Below are 24,478 nucleotides of genomic sequence, written 5' to 3'. Positions count from 1 at the left end.
AACATGGCGAATCTAAATATTGACAGTGAAAAAAATAGAACTTATGATGCGATAGTGATAGGTTCGGGAATTAGTGGGGGTTGGTCCGCAAAAGAATTGTGCGAGAAGGGACTAAAGACCCTGGTATTGGAGCGTGGGCGTGATGTGCAACATATTAAGGATTATCCGACCACGAATATGATGCCCTGGGAGTTTGAACATCGGAATGAAATGCCCTATCAAATGAAAGCGGAAAATCCGATTGTCAGCAAATGCTATGCTTTTCATGAAGACGCAGCGCATTTCTTTGTAAAAGACAAAGAGCATCCTTATATACAGGAAAAACCTTTTGACTGGATCAGAGGATATCAGGTGGGTGGAAAATCTTTGCTATGGGCGAGACAGACACAACGTTGGTCAGACTTTGACTTCGAAGGTCCGGCACGTGATGGTTTTGCAGTAGATTGGCCTATTCGCTATGCGGATTTAGCCCCATGGTATGCCTATGTAGAGAAATTTGCAGGTATTGCTGGGGACCATGATGGACTTCCGGAGTTACCTGACGGTGAATTCCTGCCGGGATATCCATTGAATATTGTTGAAAAATATTTCAAGGAAAGGGTGCAAAAGAAGTTCCCGGAACGCAAGGTGATCTCGGCACGCTGTGCACACCTTTCTAAACCCAACCAGATTCATATTGAGCAAGGCCGTGTACAATGCCAAAATCGGGTGCTGTGCCAAAGAGGATGTCCTTTTGGAGGATATTTCAGTTCGAATGCAACGACAATTCCTTGGGCCGCTAAAACCGGAAATATGACCCTTCGTCCACATTCGGTGGTTCATTCTATCTTATATGATGAACAAAAAGGAAAAGCCGTAGGTGTTCGTGTCATCGATACAGATTCCAAAGAGGAAATCGACTTTTATGCAAAATTGATTTTTGTCAATGCAGCTGCGATCAATACTAATCTGATCTTATTGAATTCCAAGTCAAACCGTTTTCCGAATGGTTTGGGAAATGACAGTGGTGTATTGGGGAAATATGTCGCTTTCCATAATTATAGTGCACGTATTTATGCAGAATACGAAGGTCTACTGGATTTTACCGCAGAAGGCAGAAATCCTGCCGGCGGTGGATATATCCCTCGTTTTCGTAATCTGCATAAGCAGGAGACAGACTTCTTGCGGGGCTATGCAGCAGGGTTCGGCGCATCCCGCAGTAAAGAATCAGACCGTTCGGGCATAGGCTTAGGACTTAAAGAGAATCTGTTAAATCCGAAGCTTGGGATCTGGCAGGTGGGTTCCCATATGATGGGCGAGACTATACCAAAAGAGTCGGGTATGGTGTCCCTGGATGGCAGTAAAAAAGATGATTGGGGAATCCCATTGTTAAAGATTGCGGTCGATTATGATGAGAACGATGAAAAAATGAAAAAGGATTACATCGCGGTCATGACGGAGATGTTTACCGATGCTGGTTTTACGAACATCCGTCCGGATACACATTGGCAGGCGCCCGGGCTAGACATTCATGAGATGGGCGGCGCACGTATGGGACACGATCCGAAAACATCTGTATTGAACAAATGGAATCAGATGCATGCGGTGAAAAATGTCTTCGTTACAGATGGCGCCTGCATGACTTCGACATCAACACAAAATCCTTCATTGACCTATATGGCTTTTTCAGCGCGTTCAGTTGATTATGCAATCAGCGAAATGAAGAAAGGAAACATATAATTTTAACGGAGAAAGATTTTGCAAATAAATCTTTCTCCGTTTGAATTTTTAATACTATCTTACAACCTAAACTAAAATTTTAAAACGCAAAAACATAATCAAGAAAGAAAAGAAATAACATAAACCAAACGAATAAATCAAACTAACATACCAATTTTTTTTGCAAGAAAAGCAAAAGCGATTTAGCATTTCTTGTACGTATAGGTGCTTGATAAAATGGACTATAACCGACGTTTTTAAGGACGATACTGTTAAATTGGAAGAATTCATAAGGGAAGGGTTAAGACCTAAAACCTTTTATTATAATCGATTACAGGGAAAACTAAATTAAACTAGACGTTTAGAGCATTTTTGCTAAAACGTTTTTATAAACCAAATCACTATTAATATGAGCACAGTTGACGTAAAATCATTTGTGCAGCTTGGGAAAAAATCAAAATTATTTTTCTCATTGGCTGTCATTGCTGGTACATTTCAACAAGTCAATGCTGCTGTAGTAACTTCAGCGAATCACGAAGGTAAAGCCTTGGTAAAAGAAGTTCATAAGCTGCAACAGCAATTGAAAGGAAAAGTACTGGATGCTACCGGAAAACCTCTTGTAGGAGCATCTGTAGCAGTTAAGGGGACCTCAAATGGTGCCCAATCGGATGCACAGGGAAATTTCTCTGTGGAAGCTAAATCCGGTGATGTGTTGGTAGTCTCTTCTGTCGGTTATAAATCGAAAGAGGTGACTGTCGCAGGTACGACCATCACCGTGCAATTGGAAGAAGATCAGAGCCAATTGGAAGAAGTCGTTGTTGTCGGTTACGGTACGATGCGCAAATCAGATGTAACCGGTTCCATTGCGATGGTAAAAGGTTCGGATATGATGAAAGACCAAAGCTTTAGTGCTCTGGATGCTTTACGGGGTAAGGCATCAGGAGTAAACATTTTCTCCAATTCCAGTCAGCCGGGTGCTAACGCGAATAGGGTCGTTATCCGTGGTGTTGCGACAATCAACTCCTCTTCAAACCCGCTATATGTGGTGGATGGTGTTGTGATGGAAGATTTTAATTTATTGAACCCAAATGATATCGAAAACATTGAGGTTTTAAAAGATGCTTCTTCTGCAGCGATTTATGGTGCGCGGGGTGCAAATGGTGTGATTTTGGTAACCACAAAACGTGGTAACAAAGATGGGTCTAGAACAATCAGTTACCAGGGATCGGCAGGGGTAAGTTCTGCGCAACGCTATATGGATCTACTGAATGCACAGGAATGGGTAGATGCCTTTATGATTGGATTGGAAAACGAAAATAAATATCAAAGTGAAGTACTGAAAAGCAAGAATGATAAATGGACACCTTGGTCTTTAAATAAAAAAGATTGGTTCAATGATCCAGATTACTTTGACGCAAACGGCAACCCCTTATATGATACAGATTGGCAACGCGAGGCCACACGGACGGCTATTTCACATAATCATCAATTGAATGTACAACAGGGGGATGAAAAGTCATCCGTTGGCGCATTTTTGAATTATACGGATCAACAGGGAATTATGAACAATACCTGGAATAAACGGATAAATGCAAAAATGGCTTATGATGCAAAACCAACATCTTGGCTCTCTACGGCAATCAACTTGACGGTCAATCATACCTGGGGACGTTATACTCCTGAAGATGGTGGCGGACAAGAAGCTCGCCGTACGATGATCGAGATGATTCCTTGGTATCCGGTTTATGATAAGAATGGTCTTTATACGAATTCATCTTCATCTACCGTAGCTGAACAGCTGAGTTTTGAAGGGATGGCAAATCCGGTTTCCATTCTGGATTTGCAAAAACGCTTGCGTTATAATACGCAGATTTTTGGAAATGCGGCATTGACATTTCATCTGGCCGATGGGTTGGACCTGAAAACACAATTAGGGATTGATCACCATAGGAAAGATTATAAGGGATACTCTTCAAAGCTCTTGAATAATATTTCCAGACCGAATGGATGGGCGGAACGCACGCATACAAATACCTTGTATTGGCAGGAAGAGACGTATTTAACCTATAATAAGCAATTCGATAAACACCGAATCAATGCGATGGCGGGTTTGTCTTGGCAAAAGAAGACGTATGACTTTGATAAAATGCGGACGGAAGGCCTTCCGGATGATTTCTATGAGTATAATAGAATGAATTTAGGTGTTACACCAGCTACGCCCGAATCTTTTTACAATGATTGGGCGATGAATTCGTACTTCTTGAGGGCAGCCTATTCCTATGACAATCGTTATTCTGCCACAGTAACCAGTCGTTATGATGGTTCATCCAAATTTGGTAGGAACAATAAATATGCATTTTTTCCGTCATTAGGACTCGCCTGGAATGTTTCCAATGAGGAGTTTTTAAAGGGTAATCAGACCATTAGTAACCTGAAATTACATACCAGCTATGGATTGACCGGTAACTCTGAGATTGATCCTTATAGGTCGTTGGCGATCGTAGATGCGGGAACAATCTTATTGAATAATGGACGGGTTCCCTGGTCTTATGTCAGCACGATTGAAAATGAAGATCTAAAGTGGGAAAAAACAGCGCAATTTGATGTTGGGGTAGAGTTGGGCTTACTTCAAAATCGCCTAAATTTCGATGTTTCTTATTATCGTCGAAAAACAACAGACCTCCTGTTGGAGACTCCGCTACCAAGAGCGACCGGTTTTAAATCCGTCATGAAAAATATCGGTTCCGTTCAAAATCAAGGCTTGGATATGATGATTACTGGTACGATTTTGACCAATGAGAATTTTGAATGGAAAGCATCACTGAACGCCAACTATAACAAAAATAAAGTATTGACTTTAGGTGAGAACAATGCGGATATTCTAAAGAACGATTGGGTTGGTGGGGCGAATAGTGTGATCCGTGTTGGTGAAAACTTAAATAGCTTCTACGGCTATAGAAGGTTGGGTGTGTATACACAGGCAGATGTCGATGCAGGAAATGCGGAAGTAAAAGACATAGGTCGTGCAAAACGTACAACCGAGAAAGAAATTATCGGAAAAGGGCTGCCAGATTGGACCGGTAGTTTTGTGAATAACTTACGTTATAAAAATTTCGACTTTACGTTGGATCTCCAATTTGTTAAGGGGGTAGATGTCATGCAACAGTTCTTCCACTCAACTTACGATCGTTTTGGCATCACCAATGGTCTGAAGGAAATTTTGACCGATGCGTATAATGGATCGAATCCGAATACGATGCAGCAAGCGATCTATTTGACCAATGGGGGGCATGCTGGCCAGGATACCAACGTGGACGATTCTTGGGTTGCGGACGGTTCTTATGTGCGCGTAAATTTGATCCAATTTGGCTATACATTTAATGCGGATGTATTAAAGCGGATGGGCTTGTCTAGACTACGGATCTATGCGAATGCGAATAATCCATTTTTATTTACGTCAAAAGATTTTAAAGGTTATGACCCCGAAAGTACTTCTCAGTATGATCCAGAAATGACTTCTCAATTTACTGCTCAAGGGAATGGAAAATTTGGACAAAACATGACCTTTTTCTCCTATCCTAGAGCGAAAACATTCTCTTTGGGTGTTAATGTTACATTTTAATGCTTAGAATTTAAAAAGATGAAGACTAAATTATTTTTGTTGTTATTGGCCGGAATGGCGTTAACAACATCCTGTAATAAATTTTTAGAAGAAAATCCTCGCTCAAACCTGTCATTAATAAGTTATTATGAGAATGAAGGACAGGCTGAAGCAACTGTAAATGCGCTTTATCGTCGGGGTTCACCACTACGTTATTCTACAACGGGTTCTTATTTGGGATCTACCGCTTCCATTAATACCATTCTGACCGGATATTTTACGAATAGTTATGAAGGGCAGGAGCGTGTCACCTTGTTTGCCCGTGAATTGACACGGCAGCAAAATGCCAACGTGATATCTCCAACGATGAATACCATCTGGGATGAGGCTTATGAGGCCATCAATATTGCCAATGCTGGTGTAAAATATATCCCGCAAATAAGCATGGTCAATGAGACTAAGAAAAATACATTATTGGCGGAGGCGAAATTCTTTAGAGCCTACAACTACTTTTATCTTGTCAAAACATTTGGTGCACTCCCTTTATATACACTCCCAAATGAGAAACTTACTGATCCACTTTATCTGGAACGTACCGATGCTGCAAAAGTCTATGAATTGATTGAGGCGGACCTAAAAAGTGCCGTAGAAATATTGCCGGCCAAGACATTTGCAAACAATGGTCATCGCATTACAAAATATGTAGCAGCAATGCTTTTGGCTGATGTTTATTTGCAGCAAGGTAAATTTGCTGATGCGGCAACAGCAGCCAAAATTGTGGTGAATTCACCGCATAAGATGACCCAAAATATTGACCTTGAACAGAATAGTGCGTATAACTTGCTGCGTAAAACCGATGACTTGGATGAAGTCATTTATGCGCAAGAATTTGATGACCTTGTTACTAATAGCGGAGCAAGGACTGCCACCGCTTTTAGTTCGTCAGCAGTTTCGGTGTTTACCACTTATTCTATATTTGAGCGAGTTTTTGGCCCGACCAAACAATTTTTGAATGTATATGATAAAAAAGACCTGAGGATCAAACCCAATCAGTTCTACCACTGGTCGTATACTAATCCGATTAATGGTAAAAAATGGACATCAGAGGATGCCGGGATATGGTATTATGTGGATGAGCAAGCTTTGCTGACAACAGGAAGAGGTACAAAAGACTGGAATTTTTATCGTTATCCGGAAGCATTGTTAACTGCCGCTGAAAGTATCGCTAAATCTACGGGCGTAAGTGCAGAAGCAGCGGGTTATCTGGCGCAGGTAAAAGCTCGTGCGAATACAGAGGGAAAATCTGTTGCTGCTTTCACGGCAGAACTACAAGGATTGTCAGCAGAAAATTTTGTCAAAGAGTGCTGGAAAGAACGTCTTCGTGAATTTCCTTTGGAGTACAAGATGTGGGATGATATTGTACGGACAAAGATGTTCCCTGTGATCTCTACAACCGAAGCAGGAAAAGTGGACTTTGTTCCATTAATCGGAGCGAAGAACGCATCTGGAGCCGTATTTAAGGAATCCGATTTATTATGGCCAATTTCTCCTGATGAAATTCAGCGTAACAATAAATTGACCCAGAATCCGGGGTATCAATAGGCACATATACCAAAAGAATGGCCATCCTCGCGATGGCCTTCTTTTTTAAGCTGCAGCATCAATGTCCACTTCAGGCCAAATTTGGGTGATAGGATTCAAATAAGATGGTAGCCCGTGAACATTATTTTACAAAGCCGCTGGTAGAATTACTAGCGGCTTTTTATGTGTTTTAAATTTAATGTAACATCTTGGTTAGGTATATTAAATAATGTTTACTTAACATAATGATTAGAATAAAGTTTCTATTTTTGAGTTATCAAGTCTTTGAAAGTACAACAATTATGAAACCATCATGATTTATTCAGACCGAGTGAAACGAGTTCATGAATACAATTAAAAAACAAGTCAATTATGAATGAATAATCACAAAAGAGCATGAATAAATCTGATAGCTTCATCACAATTAAAAAACGAATTTATACAGATGAAAATTAGAAATTTATTATTGCCATTACTATTGCTAGGTTTATCTACCAGTGCAGTGACGGCACAGAGCAAAAAGATCAAGCATGTGGTTTTGGTAGGATTCGATGGGTTTGGAGCCTATGCCCTTCCAAAAGCGGAGATGCCAAATCTCAAAAAGATGATGCAGGAGGGAACTTATAGTACCCATGTACGTACCGTGCTCCCTTCGTCTAGTGCGGTAAACTGGGCGTCCATGTTGATGGGGGCCGGACCGACAACGCATGGTTATACGGAATGGGATAGTAAAACACCTGAAATCCCCTCAACTGTCAGAACTGAAAATGGGATGTTTCCTTCTTTATTTAATGCGGTGGCACAGAAGAATCCCAAAGCGCAATTTGCTGTGGTTCACAGTTGGCCGGGAATAGGGTATCTGATTGATAATAAAGTCGTGCAAAAGATTATTAATACCAAGGATGATGACGAAGCAGCATTGAATACGACTGTGGATATTATCAAAAAAGAAAAACCGACAGTCACTTTTGTGCATTTCGACCAGCCCGATGGTGTCGGTCATAATATAGGCCACGATACCCCCGAGTATTACGCCGAACTAAAGCAGGTTGACCGACGGATCGGAACATTGCAGCAGGCCGTCAAGGATGCGGGCATTGCAGATGAAACTATCTTTGTTGTCGCCGCAGATCATGGGGGTACGGGTAAAGGACATGGTGGCAAATCCTTGGCAGAAGTTGAGATTCCATGGGTAATGACCGGGCCGGGAGTGCCCAAAGGTAAGGAGATCAAAGGGACAGTGATGATTTATGATATCGCACCCACATTAACCTGGTTGCTTGGCGCTCCGCTTGATGCTGCTTGGCGCGGTCAGGCCATTAAAGCTTTTCAGCAATAATAGAATACGTTCACCCCAATAAAAAATCCCTGGAAGTTTTAACTCCCGGGGATTTTTTATTAGATCTATTGAAAATCCTTATATATCTACGAGGACATCCATTTTGAAGTCATCATCTTTCAGATGGACAATCTCAGTGGCTTTTTCGTAGTTTGTTGATTTCTTGGAGAAGAAGTCATGTTGTGTCGTTTCTGTATTCAAGCCATTCAATACAATTGGGTTGACTTGTTTCACCTCAAAGATCGGATCAAAACCTAAGTTCATCAATGCCTTGTTTGCATTATAACGAACATATTCTTTAACCTCAGCGGTCAAACCTACTTCAGTATAGATCTCTTCGGTATATTTCAGCTCGTTTTCATATAGGTTATAAAGTAAAGCCAAGAAACGTGCTTTTACCTGATCTTGATTCTTTAATTTTTTGAATTGATCTTGGGCCATCAATCCGACGAAAACACCGTGAATAGATTCGTCAGCGATGATTTTCTTAATAATATCTGCAGAAGCAACCATTTCACCTTGACCACATAACCATAAAGGTAGGAAGAAGCCAGAGTAGAATAAGAAGGATTCCAACAATACAGAAGCAGCCATAGCCATATAGATCTCTTCATCAGAGGCATCTTCTTTATCGATAGCACGGTAATAACCATCGATCATTTGTGCTTTATATTGCAGGTATTTATTCTGTTGAACCCACTCGAAGATATCATTGATTTCAGCTGTCGTTGAAACCGTTGTGAAAATAGTGGAATAGGATTTTGCGTGAATGGCTTCCATCATACACATATAGGACAATACAGCTTTATTTTGTAAAGTATCTATGTGGTCGATAATTTTTGGCATACCCGTATGACTCTGCAAGGTATCTAACAGGGTCAAACCACCTAATGCTTTTTTATAGGCATCTTTCATTTCCGGGCTGATACGTTTCCAACTATCGATATCTTTTGATGGAATGTATTCGGTGTCAATCCAGAATTGACGGATATTTTGTTCCCAGAACATCAATACATAATCGTTCTCAGGGGTATTCCAATTGACAGCTTTATATGTTTTACTCATTTTTATTTTAAAGTATTAGGCATTTATTATCATGTACTTGAATTTCTGCTTGGTAGATTAAGCCAAAAGTTGCCGATAACTTGGCAACTTTTGACCTATTCACATTATATATCCAAATACTAAAATCTCAAGATTAGGCTGAACAAGAGACACATTCGTCAATGGTCGATTTTCTTGTTCGTGTGTAATAAAGGGATTTCAATCCCAATTTATGTGCATAGATATAATATCTAGACAAATCTCTTGTGGAGTCTTTCGAATTGGTATGCAAGATTGTAGATACCCCTTGGTCGATATGACGTTGGATGACCGAAATCAATTTCAATACTTTGAACTGATCCATATCGTAAGCCGATTTGAAATAGAAATAATTATCATTTGTCAAATATGGCATTGGATAATAGGTTGTACTGTCCCCATATTCGCGCACTTCAATAATGTCGACAATTGGCATAACCGATGCTGTTGCATTCATGATATAGGACGTAGATTGATTTGGAGCAATCGCCAAACGGTACGCATGGTAGATACCATGTTCTTTGATTTTTGCTTTTAATTCTAACCAATCTTCAACAGTTGGAACATGGATACCTTCGAACAATTCTTGTACCTTAGCTGTTTTTGGAAGGTAATCACGGTTCACGTAATTATTGAAATAAGTGCCGTCTGCATAGGCTGATTTCTCAAATCCAACAAATGTTTTTCCGCGTTCTTTTGCAATTTCCATGGATGCCTCCAATGAATAGTAGTTCATCATCATGAAGAATGTATTCGCAAAATCCAGTGCTTCATTAGATTCATACATAATAAAGCTTTTTGCCAAGTATCCATGTAGATTCATCGCTCCAAGTCCTACAGAATGCAGTTCACGATTTGCTTTTGCAATGGAAGGAACCATATCGATGTTAGTGACATCTGTGACAACTGTTAAAGCTCGCATAGCTGTCTTAACCGTTTCTTTGATACGTTTGTTGTCCATCACCGTAGCGATATTCAACGACCCAAGGTTACAGGAGATACCATAACGGATCGTATCTTGTTTGCCGTAGATCTCGATATCGGATACTTGTGATACTTGCATAATCTCTGTACACAGGTTCGAGAATTTCACCTGACCGATCTCATTCAAAGCGTGTACACGGTTGGTGTTTTCTTTGAAGAAGATATACGGGTAACCGGATTCTTTTTGCGTTTGCGCGATCTTAACTAACAGGTGGCGTGCGTTGATTTTTTTCTTTTTGACATTTGGATTGGTGATCAATTCATCGTACATCTTGTCCATATCCATTTCATCCAAGAATTGTCCATACTCTTGCATCACCGTATGTGGGTAGATCAAATAGCATGGTTCGTCTTTCTCCGCTAGTTCCATGAACTTGTCCGGAACGATGATACCGATTGAAAGTGATTTGATACGTACTTTTTCGTCCACATTGATCTTTTTACAATCAAGGAATTCTTCAATATCCGAGTGGAAAATATTCAGGTATACAGCCCCGGCACCGGGACGTTGTCCCAATTGATTCGCATAGGAGAACGTATCCTCCATGATTTTCATGATCGGAAGTACCCCTCCGGCACGACCTTCAACACCTTTGATAGCCTCGCCACGTGCACGGATTTTGGAGATATTGAATGATACGCCCCCTCCGATAGAGGATAATTTCATGGCTGAATCAACCGCATAACCAATACCGTTCAGGTTGTCACCAATTTCATCCAAGAAACAGGATACCAATTCTCCAGAGCGTTTTTTACCCGCATTCAAGAATGTTGGTGTTGCAGGTTGGTATTCTTGGTTGATCATGATCTCCGCATATTCAATCGCTTTTTTTACACCTTCTTCGCGCGCTAGGAACAGGGATACCGCAACAACGCGGTCCTCGTAGCGCTCTAGGAATTTTTCACCGGAGTCATCACGAAGTGCATAGCTCTGGAAAAATTTGAAGGCTGCCATAAAGGATTCGAAACGGAATTTTTTGGCGTACACATAGTTGAATACTTCTTCAATTTCTTCAAATGTAAACCATTGATAAAAATCAATATAATAATTGTTTTCTATCAAATAGTCTATTTTTTCTTTCAATGTATAAAAGAACACCGTGTTCTTATTTACATATTCCAGGAAATATGCACGAACAGCTTCCTTATCTTTATGTAAGCTGAATTCGTCATCATGCTTAATCATGATTTCATTATTAAGCAATATCCAGTTTTTTGCTACTTCGTTTGCTACCATCGCAAAAGTTCTTTAAGATGTCAATAAATTGGTTTATATCTTCCATTGTTCCGGACAATTCAAATTTGAATGCCAGTGGAATGTCGAAATCCTGTGAAATACGATCCGCTGCCAAACCGAAATTTGGACCCCAGTTGCGGTTGCCACTGGAGGTTACAGAATAAATATTTTTAGCTTCTCGTTTCATGAATTCTTTTGTGTTTTCGGGCACTTGTCCAAAATTCGTGGTAAATGTGACCAAATGGCCGGGATGATTTACCTGAAGGTCAGCGCTAATTTTATGGATCTGCCAGCCAGTGATCTGTGCGACTTTGTCCATAAAACGCTGTACGTTACCCGTTCTGGAATCGTAATAAATGTGTATCATGTTGTCGTGTTTGTTTTAATGATACCTCGATTTATTAAAGTGCAATGGCTGCCAATTCTTCTGGTTTAAAGCCAATGATACGGTGTTGAATTTCTTCATCTTCCAATACGATTACCGTTGGAACCGTACGGATTTTGAATTTTGCGGCCAAGTCAGGTTCATCAAAAGGATTAACTGTTTCATATTGGATACCTTTTTGATCCAAATAAGCCGATACTTGCGCACAAGGAGCACAATCGTTTTTCTCAAATTTGATAATTCTTGCCATGTTTGTATGTTTATTTTTTTAATCCAATCTTCGTAGAAAAAGAAAGGTCGTTACTTCGTTGAATTGCCAATTCTTTCATTAGCTTAACAAATATCACATATTTTCTTGCGAAGCGGTAGTTTGACTTTTCCACATTTTGGGCAAAAGTTTGTCACAGGATGCGTTTGTCGCTAGTTGTCTTTATTAATAAACTGATAATCTTATGTTTATAAATGTGGATAACTTTAAATTATGAAATTTTGCCTGTTTTTTTTGAAACAATTTAAGTTTAATTTTAGTGTCATAAAACGACTACAATACTTGATTTTTTTGCATAAATTTATTACTTTTTATTGCCCTAATTTGCAAAATAAATTTATGAAGAAGCTATGCTATGGTCTCTTGCTATTATTGTCTCTAAAAACACAAGCGCAAGAGAATATTACCTTTCAAAAACCGACTTCCGAAATTTTGGCCCTGGCCGATTTTGTCCGCCCGCCTCAAATAAAAATGTCAAGTGACAACAAATGGCTTTTATTCACTTATCGGTCAACCTATAAGAGCCTGGAGGAACTGGGGCAGGAAGAAATGAAATTGGCCGGACTACGGATCAATCCACGCACAAATATGGAAAGTTCGACAGTCTTTTACAATAAGATCGGTTTGAAGAAAATCGGACAACAGGTAGAAGATACAGATTTTGTTGGGATGCCGAACACGCCCTCCTTGTCCAATTTTGTATTCTCCCCGGACAATAGCCATTTGGCATTTACCAATACAAACGATAATGGGACGGCTTTGTTTGTTCTGGATTTGACAACGAAAACAGTAAAACAATTGACCGCCTACAATTTAAATGCGACGTTGGATGCACCTTTTCAATGGCTTGGTAATTCAAAGAGATTAATCATTACGGCGTTGCCAAAAGAAAAAAAACCATTGCTGGATCCGTCCAGAGATCTGCCCACTGGACCGGTTGTATCAACAAGTGACGGAAAGGTATCGCAATTGAGAACCTATCAGGATCTATTGAAAAACCCACAGGACGAACAGAATTTTGAAACCTTGGTACAGTCCAATTTACAGTTTGTGGATCTGGACGGAACAATTTCCAATTTTAAGGACAAAGGTATCTACACAGGGGTTTCCTTTTCGCCTAACGGTGCCTATGTGATGATAACAACAATAGCAAAGCCTTATTCTTATGTGGTGCCAGCCTCACGTTTTCCGCAACAGACACGGATCTATGATCTATCCGGAAAAGAGATTGCACTGGTTAACGAGGTACCTTTAACGGAGGTTATGCCCAAAGGGTTTTCTTCGACACGTCCAGGAAGACGGTCTTTGCAATGGCGAGACGATCGGCCGGCAACCTTAGCTTATGTTGAAGCCCTGGATGGTGGCGATGCCAACAAAGCGGCAGAATTTCGTGATGCCCTTTATACATTGGATTACCCTTATCAAGGCGATGGAAAGCTAATTTTCAAAATGAAGGACCGCTATGCCGGAGTTGTGTGGGGTAATGATAAGTATGCCTTGGTCCATTCGCAATGGTATGATACGCGTAATGCCAAGACTTTTGTTGTCAATCCTTCGACCGGTGAATCCAAATTGCTGCATGACAGAAATAGTCAGGATGTCTATAACGATCCGGGAACTGTATATCAACAGAAAAATGCGCTCGGAAACTACAGCATGTATATCGATAAAGACAAAGTCTTATTTGTAGGAAAAGGCTTTACCAAAGAAGGTGAGTTCCCATTTGTTGAAGAGTTGGACCTACAAACGTTAAAGAAAAAACGATTGTATACAGCTGCCGCATCTGAGTTACAGGAACGGATCGGAGAGATTATAAATCCAAAAACGGGTGAGTTACTGATTTCACTTCAATCCGCATCAGTCTATCCGAATTATTACCTAAAAAATATAAAATCGGGTAAACAGGTTGCATTGACAACATTAGAAAACCCATTTAAATCACTTGAAAAAGTTCATAAAGAAATCTTAAACTATAAACGTAAGGATGGTGTAGAGCTTTCGGGGACGTTATATCTACCAGCTGGCTATGACCTGAATAAAAAGGAAAAATTACCCCTGTTGATGTGGGCGTATCCGAGGGAATATAAAGACAAAAATACAGCAGGGCAAAGTACGGCGAATCCGAAGGAATTTACCTTTCCAAGTTATGGCTCATTTATCTATTGGGTATCCAAAGGCTATGCTGTACTGGATAATGCGGCCTTCCCGATTGTAGGTGAAGGGAAGAAAGAACCTAATGACAGCTTTATCGAACAGTTAGTCGCCAATGCCGAGGCTGCAATTAATGCCGTAGACAAACTGGGCTATATTGACCGCAAAAAGGTTGCGGTGGGCGGACATTCGTACGGGGCTTTTATGACGGCGCACTTATTGTCCAATTCAAAACTATTCGCTGCAGGAATTGCCCGTTCAGGGGCTTATAACAGGACATTAACGCCATTTGGTTTCCAAAGTGAACAACGTAACTTTTGGGATGATCCAAAGTTGTATATGACCATGTCCCCATTTGTCAGTGCAGACCGGATGAAGACGCCTTTACTGCTTGTCCACGGCGGAGCCGATAATAACCCGGGAACATTTACGCTACAGACAGAACGTTATTTTCAGGCCTTAAAGAATTTGGGCGCGCCTGTGCGGATGGTGATTTTGCCGCGCGAGGCCCATGGCTACGTCGCGAAGGAGAATATCTTTCACCTCCTATGGGAACAGGATCAATTCCTGGAAAAATACTTAAAGAATTAATTGTTGTGTTTGAATGAAAAAATAGGCTGCATTTTAGACAGCCTATTTTTTTGACTATCCTATAAGAAGAATAAAGTCTCATCAGGTACTTTTCCACTGTACAAAATGAAGACCGACCCCTGGAGTGACGGGGAGGCAGCAGCTCAAATTAACGGACTGTCGCTGAGTTGACATGTTTTTTGAGAAGAAGGTGGCATTGGTTATCCGTATAATTTTAGTTAAGTTTGGGTAATTTACCAAAGGGAAAAAAGAACTGATTATGAGACCTGATATATTTCGAGAGAAATCACCATTGTCCGCTGATGACTGCTTTGTGGTCTTTGACAGGCGAAAATCTTCTTTCACTTTTCCGGTACATATCCATCCCGAGTACGAACTCAATTATGTGGAGGGTGCTTCCGGTGCACAACGTATCATCGGTAATTCCGTAGAAACGATCGGTGAACAGGATCTGGTACTAATTGCAAGCCCTGAGCTTGAACATGCCTGGAAAGATGGCGAATGCCAATCGAGCGATATTCATGAAATCACCATACAATTTCATCCCTCTCTCATCGAACAATATCTGGATAAGAAGCAATTTGCAAGTATACAACAACTTTTGTCAAAAGCATCTCGCGGGGTTGTATTTGGAAAAGATACTGTCGATCGCGTGCTTCCTTTGCTCCGTATATTGACATTAGAGCGCGATGGCTTCTATTCGGTGATGAAGCTGTTTGTCTTGCTCTATGAACTCTCCAAGGGCGAGGATATCCGTGTATTATCCACCGCAACAAATACTGTTTTGAGCAATAGCGAACTGCTTATGGGGCGTCTGCAGGAATATGTCGTTGCCAATATCAACAAAGAATTGAGCCTGCCTATGGTGGCGGCGATTATGAACATGAGCAAATCGACCTTCTCTCGCTTTTTGAAATCGGCTACAACATTGAATTTTACAGATTACCTGCTTGACTTTCGGATCAATACGGCTGTAAGGCTGTTAAAAGAGGAGACTCCAATTGCCGATATCGTCGAGCAATGTGGTTTTAATAGTGTTTCTTATTTCTACCGTGTATTCAAAAAGAAAAAAGGGATAACACCCATTGAATACCGAAATAGCTTGCGGAAGCAGCAAATGATTATCTAGCAACCTGGCTGCTTAATCTTCTCCTATACGCAGATTCCGGGTACATTCTTTCATACTTACGACAGCAATGGCTGCGTACCGGAAATTGTCGGATAGTAACCATACTGTTTGACAAACGATCGCACAGCATTGTCCAATGCTGTGAAATAATTCAATAAAAATGAACTTAGAGTTCAATGAATTGCTGTTAGCTTTATTGTAATATATTGTTTTACAGTGTTTTGATCTTTGTTTTAAGCTGGTGTATATTTTCATTAACCTCTTTTATATTTTGGAATGCGCAATCGTTTGTGTTTGTATTTCTTGAGATGCCTTGATCGGAAATATGAATTAAAAGTACAATACAAATGACCTGATCTTGCTATTCCTGACTTCTCCTTTTCTCTAATTTCGTCCTGTAGACCAATAATAGCATACCAATTAAGTATAAACTTATTATATACAATCTATCTATTTATTTATTGTAAACCTTAAATACACAAAATATGAAAAAAACAGCTTTACTGCTTTTATTTTCGGCTTATGGCACGTTTGCTTGGGCGCAACAATCCCAAAAAGTACGGGGAAAAGTCCTTGATGCAGATAATAGGCCAGTGGCGGGGGCCACTGTAAACATCAAAGGTAGCACCGGGGGGACAAAAACTGATGCTGATGGTTCGTTCGTGCTTGATGTTGAGAAAGGGAAGACCTTAAAAATTACCTATGTAGGGATGAAGGAACAGGAGGTTCTTGTTAATGAAGCATCGACATATCGTATTATACTTCAGTCGGGCACCGACTTGGACGAAGTTGTTGTTATCGGGTATGGTACGGTAAAAAGAGGTGATTTAACAGGTGCTGTAGCATCTGTTACAGGAAAGGACCTGCAGTCTAATCTAGCAAAGAGTGCTGCTGGTGCATTGCAGGGGCGTGTTGCCGGGGTAACGGTATCTAGCGCTAGTGGAACGCCGGGTGCAGGTATGAGCATTAATGTCCGTGGGCTAAGTTCTATGGGGAATAATGCGCCTCTTTACGTCATTGACGGGGTATTTGGTGATATCAATATGGTTGACCCGAATGATATTGCATCGCTCGAAGTACTGAAAGATGCTTCTGCAGCGGCAATTTATGGATCCCGGGCGGCCAATGGTGTCGTTATCATTACTACAAAAGGTGGTAGAAAAGCAACCCCAGCTACCTTAAGCTTAAATGCATACACAGGTATTCAAAGCCTTCCGAAAAAAATGGATTTGATGGATGGCCCACAATGGAAGCAGTTTCAGCATGACAACGGGTATCTACCAACAGAAGCACAAAATCTAAATACAAATACGAATTGGCAGGACGAGGTGTTTCATACAGCCCCAGTTAATAAGGTCAATCTCGATATTTCGGGTGGGGGAGAACAGTCTACCTATAGCGTGTCCGGAGGTTATTTAAATCAGCAAGGTATCTTGAAGACTACCGGTTATAAAGCTTTCAATCTGCGTACAAAAAATACCTTTAGTTTTTTTAACAACCACTTACGGGTAGGAAATACCTTTTTGATAAAATCAGGTGACCGAAAATTTTCAGACCTGACTATCACAGATATTTTACGGCAAAATGCCCTGGTACCTATTTATGATGCCAATTTAGTTGGTGGATATGCTACGTATGCGCCGTGGATGAAGAACTTGGACAATCCGGTGGGGATTTTGAACTTATTTAACCGACATGTATATCAGACGGATCTTATGCTCAATGGATATGCCGAAGTGGATTTGTTTATTAAGGGGCTAAAATATAAATTAAATGTCGGGGTCAACAAGACAACTGGCAGGAATTATAATAAAGGAGATGCCTATACCTATGGTACCGATGTGCGTAAATCTTTTCTCAATGAAAGCGCATTTTTTAACAATCAATGGTTAGTTGAAAATACATTGCATTATGATAACACGTTTGACAAACACACTATTTCATTATTAGCGGGTTATTCCGCGCAGGAAAATACCAATCGAGGTTTTGGTGCGGGACGGAATAATCTGCCATTGGGAACTGATGCTATTGATGCTGCTTCTCCGACAGAACAAACGACTTCGGGTAGTCTAAATGAAGCGGCATTGATCTCCCAGTTTGGACGCTTAATATATAGTTATGATAGTCGTTACCTACTTACAGCGACAATACGTCGCGATGGTTCTTCCAAATTCGCCGATGGAGCACGATATGGGGTATTCCCGTCTATCGCTTTGGGCTGGAATGTGATGAATGAGAAATTTTTCGAAACAGCAAAAGCTACAGTCAATGAATTTAAACTCCGTGCCAGTTATGGTCGACTGGGTAATCAGGAAATTGCAAATTACACCACACAAAGGATAACTACTTATGGTATCAATTATTTGCAAGGTGGTACCTGGTGGCAGGGGGCAAGTACTGGTATCAACTGGGTTTCGCCGCGAAACCTGACTTGGGAAGAAACAGCGACAAGCAATATTGGGTTGGATTTGGCATTTATGCAAAAAAAATTGAACATCAGTGCTGATTATTACGTGCGTGAAACCAAGGATATTCTTTTAGGGATCAATCAACCTCCTTCGGCCGGGCTTAAGGGAACTCCGGTGATGAATGCGGGAACAATTAGCAATAAGGGTTTTGAATTATTAGCGACATACAAGAATTCTGTTGGAGCATTGAACTATAACATTGGTGTGAATGCTTCCACGGTGAAAAATAAAGTGAAAGCCGTTACAATAGGTAACGTTCAGGAATTTGGTGGCTATAATCCGCAGGGTGAGGGTACAATTACCTGGGCTAAAGTTGGTTATCCAATTGGGGGTTTCTGGGTGATCCAAACCGATGGACTTTTCCAGTCAGATGCAGAAGCACAAGGCTATAAATCGGCAGATGGTAAAGTAATTCAGCCAAATGCCGCTGCGGGGGATATCAAATTTGTAGATTATAACAAAGATGGTCGTATTGACAATAATGACCGTCAGTATGTTGGTAGCCCTTTCCCAAGTCTTGCTTATGGTATTCGCGGAGGTCTGGACTATAAAGGATTCGATATGGCTGTCTTCTTTGATGGTATGTATGGCAATAAGATTTATAACTATACCCGGGCACGCATGGAACAAACCAATGAAGTGAATAATCATTCTGCCCGTTTACTAGATTCATGGACGCCAAGCAAACCAGATACTGATATTCCGCGGTACACACGGGAGGATCCAAATGATAATAAGCGTCGGGTGAGTGACCGTTGGATTGAGAGCGGAGCTTTCTTCCGTTTAAAAACTATTGAAGTTGGGTATACACTACCCGCGGAATGGCTAAGTAAGGCCACTTTGAAAAACGCACGCGTATTTCTGGCTGGGGATAATCTGTTTACGGTGACAAAATATAAAGGCTATACCCCGGATCTAGGTCAAAGCAACGGTGATAATGGAACGCCATCGGGTGTATTAACAGCTGGAACGGATCATGGTCGTTTCCCATTGGCACGGACCATTATGTTTGGTGTTCAGGCTAACTTTTAATGGATAATCGATCTGTTATATAAATAAATATTATGTTTTAAATACGATATAGATGAACTTTTCAATAAAAAAATATACAGTTATAGCAGCATCCTTATTGTTCTTAGGAGGCTGTAAGTCAGATTTTTTGGATCGAACCAATCCTAATTTACCTGTTGAGGAGACTTATTGGGCGATTGAATCCGATGCGCAGTCTGCGATGGCTACGATTTATTCACCAATTCGTTCACAGATGTCAGGTTACTACGGAGCATACGGTGGTTATCAAACGATGAACAGAGCGGATGATATGTGGTTTCTCAGTGGTGAGGAAGCATTTACCTGGGAATATGTCAACTTCCTCAATTCTGCGGGTACCCCTGAAAGTGATTTTGGTAGCTTGTATAGCGGAATAAATAGAGCAAATGTGTTTTTAAAAAATATACCGCGTGTTTCAATGGATGAAAGCCGAAAAAAAGAGCTGGTCGGAGAAGCTAGCTTTTTAAGGGGAATGTATTATTTTCTGCTTGCAGCTAATTATGGTGATGTGCCTTTAAGAGTATTGCCGACAGACGATGATCCAGATGGTGCGAGCAAACCTGCGTCACCTGAAGCCGAAATATGGAAACAAGTCGTTGCAGATTTTAAAATAGCGAAGGACAATCTACCAATAACACGATCTGTAGCCGAGGCTGGCCGGGTTACGAAAGGGGCTGCGATCGCCTATTTGGGAAAGGCATTGGTATATACCAAACAATATGCCGAGGCCGAAACAGAATTGAAGGCCTTATTGACTGCACCCTATGCTTATGATCTGACGACTAATTTTGAAGATAATTTCAAGGAAACAACTAAGCTGAATAAGGAGTCAGTTTGGGAAATAGTTTATGACAGTAAGTTCGGTGGGGATGGAAATTGGGGGGTAGACTGTGCTTCTTGTGCGATGGGGTTTGTGCTGCCTAACTTTGCTGGGCCAGATGGTACAGGTGCCTGGTTTAAATTAATGCCCGGGGCAGCTGTTGTTCGTGATTTTATTTCAGAAGAACGTCCAGCAGGTTCAGATACGCGCTTTGATAAACGAATGTACACAAGTTTCTTCTGGAAATATTCAGATTATGAGACAGGCCTTACTGATGGTGCCTGGTTTGGCAATCAGTCTTTTGACCTTATGTGGAGTAATGCTGGACCGAAGCGGCAACGTGGGGAGCCTACTTACCCAACAATTGATGGTAAAACCGGTCGTTTCCTAATTAAGAAATATACCAATTTTTATAGAAATATTGCTGGAGCAAATAGTATGTACGATGCTGCGAACCGGAATAATAACCTTCGTGTATTTCGGTTTGCTGAGGTCTTATTGCTGCATGCTGAAGCCTGTGCTAAAAATGGAAATATCGCTGGAGCCGCATCTAGCTTGAAGCGCGTTCGTGATCGCGCAGGTTTAGCAAATAAAACCTGGGCCAATGCCGATGAGTTGATGAAAGAAATAATAAAACAGAATGAATTGGAATTTTTCTTTGAGGGACATCGCTTTTTTGATCTAAAACGTTGGTATACACCAACACAAATGAAGCAGATTTTTGTTGATAATAAAAAGCAAGGCGCGAATAATTTCCAGCCCAAACATTATTATCTTCCTATTCCTGAAGGTGAAATCAATACAAATTCAAAAATTCAGCAACATCCATTGTGGCGATAAACGCGGAAAATGCTTACGGTTTTAGTTCATCTGAAACTGTAAGCATTTCAGCTTAAATTTTGCCCCCAACCGTAAACCTAAATCTCCGCCAACAGCGGAATTTTCGCTGTTGAAATATAATAGAAGTTCCATTTTTATAACATATGGGTATGATAACAACAAGAATAGCTAGGACCTTTGCAATTTTGGCTTTATATACCACAACCTTGCTTATACTGTTTGTTTCGTGTAAGAAAGATCGGGAGACATCGGAAGCATCAACGGCAAAGCTATCCCTAAATGCAAAAGTTGAGGCTGGTGAATTGCTCCTCAACATCGAGGAGAAAGCAGAAGAGTATGTTTTCAATTTTGAAAAGAGCCGTGTCCATATTCCACTACAGGAGGTTTCTGACATTAAAGCTGAGCTCGAACACTGGCGTACCAATCTAACCTTCAGAGATGGGGATAAATTAATCGTTCCGACCAAAGGTACTGCGCTTGATTATATTGTCGAAAAAATTAAGCTCAATCCTTCGGGCTGCAATCCACTTGCGGCTTTGGTTGATGTTTGGCTACCTACTTACGGTCGTGTAGAAGTAACTGTGCAGGGCAAAAATGGTTCCGCAGGAACAATTACACATTTGTGCCATACCGATATTCCGCGACAAAGCGTGCCTGTGCTGGGTTTATATCCTGATCACGACAATATTGTCGATTTGATTTTTACCGATCGGGAAGGAAATGAAAGAGGGAAAACGACCATACATATCCAGACTGCGGCATTGAATATGCAGGACTTTCCAAGGTGGAAAATAGTAAAAGCCCAAGCCGGTAAAATGGAGCCGGGCGTCAATCTGGTGCATTATCCAGGGCGAAGCGAAGCTGATGTTTCACTTCCATATATGGTTGATCAGGAGGGTGAATTGCGTTGGCTTCTACAGTTTAAATCATCACCTGAACTGCAACGGCTCTCTTATTCCATTGGCCTCAAGCGTACTAAAAGCGGAACTTTTATTGCAGGTGACCAATCCCAGCAAAGGGTAGTGGAAATTGATATGTTCGGTAATTTGAAGCGTGAATGGGATCTCGCTAAATTAGGATTCGGATTTCACCATGAAATTACAGAGGCTGCCAATGGCAATTTTTTAATAACAGTCACAAAAACAGCCGCGCGTTTAGTTAATGGTGAACCGCGTGTGAATGATCATATCATCGAACTGAATCCCCAAACAGGGAGTTTGGTCATGGAATGGGATCTGGCCAAACAACTGGATACAGCTCGCTATGTAAAACCTGATGGTATTACACCGCCTGCATTTTCACAGACGCCCAATAATTGGGCCCACAATAATTCTATTGCCGAAATCGGAAATGACTTATTGGCGACTTTAAGATACCAGGGAATCCTACGTTTTAACCATTCTGGGCAACCACAATGGATGATATCTCCACATAAGTTTTGGGGAGCTAAATATCAATCCTTGCTTTTAAAACCTATTGCAGAAGATGGGACACGCATTACTGACCCTGCTGTTATCAATGGGGATGCCAGCACCGCAGGATTTGACTGGCCTTGGGGCCCTCATACTCCGGTCGCACTTGCGGAAGATCGTATTTTGGTCTTCGATAATGGCTATAACCGGAATTGGATTCCCAATTTTGGGAGCGGTGCAAATAATTATAGCCGGGTTGTTGAGTATAAAATTGACGCAACTAAAAGAACAGTGCAACAACTTTGGTCTTATGGAAAGGAAAGGGGAGTCGAGGCTTTTTCTCAGGCTTTGTCCGGTGTGCAATACCTCCCACAGACAGGTAATATGCTATTCTTTCCGGGTATGGGCGTCAAAACAAGTACCGGAACGGGAGGACGTGTGATTGAGATCAACCCTAAAACGAAAGAGGTTGTATTTGAGCTGGAGATCACCGCCGGTAGTGGTACGGCATTTCACCGCGTAACACGTATACCACTTTATCCCGCGAATTTATAAATAAACTTTTTGAACTTACGTAATTTTATGTCCGAATCCTTTGAACGTCAACAAACTTATATTGTCGAAACGCAACGCTTATTATTGGAAAAAACGAATGTCGGACTGTCAGATACGGGAAAGATTGTCACCCGTTATTTAAATCCTGTCGTCACCAAAGAACATATTCCACTCAGCTGGCGCTACGATTTCAATCCATTGACGAACCCTCATTTTTTGGAGCGAATTGCATTCAACTCAACGATGAATGCTGGTGCACTGCATTGGAAAGGTAAGTACCTGCTATTCGTCCGTGTGGAAGGTGTTGACCGGAAGTCTATTTTTGCGATCGCTGAAAGTGATAATGGTGTTGACAATTTTCATTTTTGGGAGCACCCGCTGTTGTTGCCTGATTTGGACGAAGCGGAAACAAACGTCTATGATTTGAGGCTTACAGCTCATGAGGATGGCTGGGTATACGGTATTTTTTGTAGTGAGCAGCATGCTGCTGATGCTGCCCCAGGTGATCTTTCAAGTGCGGTTGCTTCGGCAGGAATCATCAGGTCGAAAGATCTGATTCATTGGGATCGTCTGCCCAATCTAAAGGCAAATAGCCAGCAACGTAATGTGGTACTGCATCCCGAGTTTGTGGAAGGCAAGTACGCATTTTATACACGCCCTCAGGATGATTTTATTCTGGCAAAAAGTGGCGGCGGTATCGGGTGGGCACTCGTGGACGATATTAGCAATGCCGTAATCAGCCAGGAAAAGATTATTAATAAGCGTTTTTACCATACCATCAAAGAACTCAAAAATGGGGAGGGACCAGCGCCGCTAAAGACGGATCGAGGCTGGCTGCATCTCGCGCACGGGGTAAGGGGGACTGCAGCCGGATTACGCTATGTGTTATACCTTTATCTCACGAGCCTGGAGGATCCGAGTGAATTAGTAGCGGAACCAGCGGGTTATCTGATGGCTCCCGAGGGAGAGGAAAGGGTAGGCGATGTTTCCAATGTGTTGTTTTCTAATGGTTGGATTATGGACGCGGATGGTACCGTGTATATTTATTATGCTTCTAGCGATACGCGGATACATGTCGCGGTTTCTTCGGTGGCCAAACTGCTGGATTATTGCCTGAATACTGCGGAGGACGGGCTACGCTCTGCGGAATCATTGCGCAAAGTGATTCATCTGATCGATCATAATGCCGCCTACGTGGGTAATAAAAGCAATGGAACGATCGGTCGCCTGACAAAATAGGTGTAGATAAACTGGGCTAGAGGGCATACTTGATCGGGTATCGAGCT

General features: G+C 41.3%; 14 protein-coding genes. 10 read left to right on the top strand and 4 right to left on the bottom strand.

The window, feature by feature from the left end; translation table 11 throughout:
- The first annotated feature begins 3 nt into the window (after nt 1-3).
- The 4 genes from G6053_RS28005 (at nt 4) to G6053_RS27990 (ending at nt 8,219) form a co-directional block, all read left to right on the top strand.
- Nucleotides 4-1,719 carry a GMC family oxidoreductase gene (locus G6053_RS28005; protein ID WP_165309771.1) on the top strand — a complete coding sequence of 572 codons (1,716 nt, stop codon included), beginning with the start codon at nt 4-6 and terminating at the stop codon, nt 1,717-1,719.
- A 388-nt stretch (nt 1,720-2,107) separates the two neighbouring features.
- Nucleotides 2,108-5,320, top strand: a complete 3,213-nt coding sequence (locus tag G6053_RS28000) for a TonB-dependent receptor (RefSeq protein ID WP_165309252.1) — start codon at nt 2,108-2,110, stop codon at nt 5,318-5,320.
- 18 nt (nt 5,321-5,338) lie between these two features.
- Nucleotides 5,339-6,901, top strand: a complete 1,563-nt coding sequence (locus G6053_RS27995) for a RagB/SusD family nutrient uptake outer membrane protein (protein WP_108634858.1) — start codon at nt 5,339-5,341, stop codon at nt 6,899-6,901.
- A gap of 424 nt (nt 6,902-7,325) precedes the next feature.
- Nucleotides 7,326-8,219, top strand: coding sequence for an alkaline phosphatase (locus G6053_RS27990; protein WP_165309251.1), 894 nt, complete (start codon nt 7,326-7,328; stop codon nt 8,217-8,219).
- Nucleotides 8,220-8,297: 78 nt separating this feature from the next.
- Here G6053_RS27990 and nrdF read toward each other — a convergent pair whose 3' ends face one another.
- The 4 genes from nrdF to G6053_RS27970 all read right to left on the bottom strand — a co-directional run bounded on the left by nrdF (nt 8,298) and on the right by G6053_RS27970 (nt 12,158).
- Nucleotides 8,298-9,284: a class 1b ribonucleoside-diphosphate reductase subunit beta gene (nrdF, locus tag G6053_RS27985; protein ID WP_108634860.1), complete on the bottom strand. Its 987-nt coding sequence runs from the start codon at nt 9,282-9,284 to the stop codon at nt 8,298-8,300.
- A gap of 133 nt (nt 9,285-9,417) precedes the next feature.
- Entirely contained in the window at nt 9,418-11,523 is a 2,106-nt protein-coding gene (gene nrdE / locus G6053_RS27980; RefSeq protein ID WP_108634861.1) for a class 1b ribonucleoside-diphosphate reductase subunit alpha, read from the bottom strand.
- Nucleotides 11,483-11,890, bottom strand: coding sequence for a class Ib ribonucleoside-diphosphate reductase assembly flavoprotein NrdI (nrdI, locus tag G6053_RS27975; RefSeq protein WP_104383772.1), 408 nt, complete (start codon nt 11,888-11,890; stop codon nt 11,483-11,485). The genes nrdE and nrdI overlap by 41 nt, the downstream gene beginning before the upstream one ends.
- 34 nt (nt 11,891-11,924) lie before the next feature.
- Complete coding sequence (locus G6053_RS27970) at nt 11,925-12,158, bottom strand: thioredoxin family protein (protein WP_077437059.1); 234 nt, start codon at nt 12,156-12,158, stop codon at nt 11,925-11,927.
- A 357-nt stretch (nt 12,159-12,515) separates the two neighbouring features.
- On the opposite strand from G6053_RS27970, the gene G6053_RS27965 reads away from it, so the two are divergent.
- From G6053_RS27965 to G6053_RS27940, 6 genes are all read left to right on the top strand, one after another.
- A complete protein-coding gene (locus G6053_RS27965) occupies nt 12,516-14,918 on the top strand; it encodes a prolyl oligopeptidase family serine peptidase (RefSeq protein ID WP_165309250.1) in 2,403 nt (800 codons plus the stop codon).
- Between the two features lie 259 nt (nt 14,919-15,177).
- On the top strand, nt 15,178-16,047 hold the full coding sequence (locus G6053_RS27960; RefSeq protein WP_165309249.1) for an AraC family transcriptional regulator: 870 nt from the start codon (nt 15,178-15,180) through the stop codon (nt 16,045-16,047).
- A 485-nt stretch (nt 16,048-16,532) separates the two neighbouring features.
- Nucleotides 16,533-19,547: a TonB-dependent receptor gene (locus G6053_RS27955; protein WP_165309248.1), complete on the top strand. Its 3,015-nt coding sequence runs from the start codon at nt 16,533-16,535 to the stop codon at nt 19,545-19,547.
- Between the two features lie 52 nt (nt 19,548-19,599).
- Complete coding sequence (locus tag G6053_RS27950; protein WP_165309247.1) at nt 19,600-21,225, top strand: RagB/SusD family nutrient uptake outer membrane protein; 1,626 nt, start codon at nt 19,600-19,602, stop codon at nt 21,223-21,225.
- 149 nt (nt 21,226-21,374) lie between these two features.
- The gene (locus tag G6053_RS27945) at nt 21,375-23,192 is read left to right on the top strand and encodes an aryl-sulfate sulfotransferase (protein ID WP_165309246.1); all 1,818 of its coding nucleotides are present in this window, start codon (nt 21,375-21,377) and stop codon (nt 23,190-23,192) included.
- 27 nt (nt 23,193-23,219) lie between these two features.
- Nucleotides 23,220-24,431, top strand: coding sequence for a glycosidase (locus G6053_RS27940; protein ID WP_165309769.1), 1,212 nt, complete (start codon nt 23,220-23,222; stop codon nt 24,429-24,431).
- Nucleotides 24,432-24,478 lie beyond the last annotated feature (47 nt).

The sequence above is a fragment of the Sphingobacterium sp. DR205 genome, from assembly GCF_011064245.1.
GTDB lineage: Bacteria > Bacteroidota > Bacteroidia > Sphingobacteriales > Sphingobacteriaceae > Sphingobacterium > Sphingobacterium athyrii.
Note: the sequence above shows the minus strand (reverse complement) of the source record. Positions and strands in the feature narration are given on the sequence as shown.